This window comes from Methanophagales archaeon, from assembly GCA_021159465.1.
GTDB lineage: Archaea > Halobacteriota > Syntropharchaeia > Alkanophagales > Methanospirareceae > G60ANME1.
The window spans coordinates 1-3,459 of the sequence record JAGGRR010000027.1 but is presented as its reverse complement, the minus strand read 5'-3'; the positions used below and the strand labels follow the sequence as shown (position 1 = coordinate 3,459).

At 40.4% G+C, this 3,459-nt stretch carries 3 protein-coding genes; all 3 read left to right on the top strand.

The annotated features are described in order from the left end of the window. On the top strand, positions 1–651 hold a 651-nt coding region (locus J7J01_01575; protein MCD6209582.1), incomplete at its 5' end, for a hypothetical protein. 53 nt (positions 652–704) lie between these two features. After that, positions 705–1,505, top strand: coding sequence for a hypothetical protein (locus J7J01_01570; protein ID MCD6209581.1), 801 nt, complete (start codon positions 705–707; stop codon positions 1,503–1,505). Between the two features lie 999 nt (positions 1,506–2,504). Further along, on the top strand, positions 2,505–3,308 hold the full coding sequence (locus tag J7J01_01565) for a hypothetical protein (GenBank protein ID MCD6209580.1): 804 nt from the start codon (positions 2,505–2,507) through the stop codon (positions 3,306–3,308). The last annotated feature ends 151 nt before the right edge of the window (positions 3,309–3,459 follow it).

Here is a 3,459-nt window from a genome sequence, read left to right as displayed (position 1 = left end):
CCAGAAGAAGGAGTGTTCGAAGCTACGATTGACACTACGGGTGTGAAACCTGGAATATATACGCTTGAAGCAGACGATGGCGATGGACATACGGCTAAAGCAACAGTGAAAATACTTCCCGCAATTACGCCCACATCTATACGCCTTTATAAGAAATGGAACTTCATTTCAGTACCGAAAAAGCTCGCAGAAGGGCACAACACTTTCGAGCAAGTTTTTGGCTCGGTTGACACTGCCGGGCATTCCATTTTCTGTTATAACACGACAGAAGGCTGGAGAGCAGTAAGTGCGAGCGAAGAGGTCAAGCCCCTCAGGGGTTACTGGATCTATTCAGCCGAGGACACCATAGTGAATTTAACTTACGATACCTATCCTCTCAGGACACCACCGACGAGACAGCTATATAAAGGCTGGAATGCAATTGGGTTCTCGGACACGACACCAGCGGCAGCGAATTCCGCTTTAACTTCTATAGAGAGAAGCTGGGCTTATTTAATTGGTTTTGACGCGGCTAAGCAGAGATATGAGTCTGTAATAATAAACAACGACGAAACAGGCGGGAGTCACGATGAAGACAATTTGATGTATCCAATGAAGGGTTACTGGATTTACGTAACCGAGGATAGCGAGTTAGTAGGAATTAGCGTTTAGTCTAAAAATGGAAATAGAAATGGAAATAGAAATAGGAGAAGAGGAGGTGAGAAATGAACAGAAATAAACGATTGGTTTCAATCTTAGCGATACTTATGCTATTTTTGGCTCTTCTTCACACAACCAGTGCATTCGATCTGCCCACTTTACCCGCGGAGTTCTGTGGTTTCGTGAGATTAAACGGAAAGCCAGCGCCAGCGGGAACAGAAATTGTAGCAAAGATTAACGGCGAAGTAAGAGGTAAGATAAGAATCGAAGAAAGCGGGAGATATGGCAGTTTGGGTAAATTCGATGAAAAACTCGTGGTTCGCGGCGATGACAAAGATATAGACAGAGATATAGCTTTTTGGGTTAATGGGTTGAAAGCGGAACAAACATCGAAATACGAACCAGGTGCTTTTAATTTCCTTAATTTGACACTAAGTGCAGTTGAAAGCTTCGACACAGGAAAATCAGAAGGTCCATATCCAAGCATATCTGGCACGCATTATGGCACTATCATCCCCAACCAGAACATCACCGTGAACAGAATATACACATATCCCTGCGCTGGAACCGCCGGACACAGTGAATTCGTTATGATCTGGAATGAAACCACAAATGAAAGCGCAGTCGCAGTGTGGAACGGCAGCTATGACGGTGACTACCACAATCTCTCGTTTAGCCCAAAACTGACACTGCGAGAAGGCGTTATCTATTCTTACATCATAGAAACGGGCTCTTATCCTCAGATAATACACGCACCCTACCGGGAGGTAATTGGCGGGAACATTACCTGTTCCCAATTCGTAGATGTCAATGGGAAGGTCTACCACGATTGGATTCCCGCGATAATGTTGTGGAAGCAAGAATAGGAATAAGAATAAGCTTGAAAGAATGAGAAACAAGGAAGAGAATATAACATAACAGAAGTTTTCTTTTCCTTTTTTCTTTTCCTTTTTCCCAAACTATTTAAACCAGAATAGATACAATAATTTGCTTAAGTTGAAGTGAAGATGACAGCGTTTGGGATGTTGATGCGGAGTCCTATCGTTTCGATATATGTGCTGGTGGTAGCGAATCTGGTGATTATGCATTCCTGAGTTAATGGGCTTGCATCGGTTTTATCCGCGATTATAAATTCAATATTGAGGGTTACAATAGTGTGATATTCACACTCAGTTGTCTGTGTAGGGCAACGCTGGGCTTACTCTGGTATAACATATAACCCGCACGGATATTCATTGGTAACACAGGTTCTTTAGCTATAGGGGCGGCTATTAGCGCTGCTATTGTAGTATCAGGCTTTGTTATCTCGTGGTTTGTAATGTTAATACCTCATACTGTGAATCTCTTGCTGTATGTCTACTGGCGGGTGATGCATCGGCTTCATTCCTGAGACTGGAGGTGGAGACTGGAGACTGGAGAAGTTCGGGAAGGTTCGTGCTGACGGTACACAGGAAGTACCCAATCCTCTGACCCTGAAATGGGTACTGCCGTACTTACTATTTCCCTATGAGAGAGAAGCAGGCGGTTCTGGCGATGTATGCTCTGACTATCCCTTTCTGCATTGCTGCACTCTTCATTTCATTCATGGATAAAGTATAAATTCTTTCTTTTAATAACTTTAAGTGTGATGAAGACAATAAGAAGAACGAGGGGGTGAGGCTTACAAGTGGTGAGGAGTACAGTTAGTAGGAGAAATAGGAGAAAGAGAGATGATGATAGATGGAAACGAGTTCTGATAGGAGCGATACTGACATTGATAATGGTAGGCTCGGTAGTAGCACTTATGGCACGAATATGATCATGATTGGTTCTATATTATATGAAATGGTGGGCTCGATGCGATTCGAACGCACGATCTCCGCCTCGTGAAGATTGAAAATACGAATTTAAGAAGTTTTTTCACAGAAAACAAAGAGGATTTTAGTTTTTACCTAACTAATGTTAGAGGAATCGGAGAAGCAAAGCAACATGATTATTTGAACGCCTTAGAAAAGAAATTAATTGGAATAAAAAGCACCAACGAACTTAAATCACATCTATCCCAAGCTTATACCGATCCCTATGCAAGGGCGTTAAAAAATCTCTTTAATTACATGGAATACAAAGAAATAGAGGAGTTTAACGGTATATCAATTGAAAGATGGCGAAAAGCGATTAAGTTAAGAAGGTCAGGAATAAGAGAAATTTACATCAGCGATAACGAATTAAAAGAAGCATATCAAAGTATCAACGAAGAAGTCAGACCGTTATTTAAGCTATTAGTTTATTCCGGTGCGAGACTAACTCAAGCGATAGAAGGTATGAAGCGATTGAAAGAAGGTGTTACCAAAGGAGATGTATTTAGAATCCCTATTAATTCTATCTCAAAAGGAAAAAAGAAAGCATATTGGCTTTACCTGCCCTCTTCTTTTCTTAATGAATTGAAATCATGCAATGGTATTAACGGGGATATGCGAAAGAAAATTAAATATGGAAGGGTATCTGCAAGCACCATACGAAAATGGAATTTGAACTTTTTGATCGGAAATGGTATCCCTGAAAGTGTTGCGGATTTTATACAAGGGAGAGCAAGCGTAACTGTTGGAAGCTCTCATTACTTGGCTAAGACCAACCAAGCGGATTTATTCTATTCAAAGGTTATCCCTAAGTTACTTAATATTTTATCCTGAGCCTTTTCAAATTTATAATTTAAGCAAAGGTATAGTTTACTATCAGAAATTGCATTTTCAAAAATAATCTTATTTCTATTGCATTCTATTTGTTTTATTTTGATTCTATTTGTTTCTATTTATCTAAAATTAAACTTTTACGAACTCATTG